The organism is Halopseudomonas salina (assembly GCF_008641105.1).
In genome coordinates, this window is the sequence record NZ_VTTI01000035.1 from 1 (window position 1) to 257 (window position 257).

Annotated in this window: 1 pseudogene; it reads right to left on the minus strand. The window is 62.6% G+C overall.

What is annotated here, in order from left to right:
* A pseudogene (locus FZF01_RS19310) lies at window positions 1-257 on the minus strand (IS5/IS1182 family transposase); the annotation flags it as partial.

The window sequence follows — 257 nt, forward strand, 5'->3', positions numbered from 1 at the left end:
GTAGCCGTTGCGGTCGGTGGTGGCATAGGTCAAGAGCTGACCTTCGGGGCAGCGGTAGCCGTCTGTCTCGGGCTCATAGTCGAATTTCGACTTGCGCATCATGCCGGCCTTGGGCGGCGTCGGATTGCGGTAGCCGGTGACGCCGAGAATAGTGCGATCTTCAAGACCCTTGGCGATGCCGGATGTGGCATAGCCGGCATCGAGCCCGACCGCCTTCACATCGAAGTCGAAGCGATGCCGCTGCCGGTCCAGCCGAT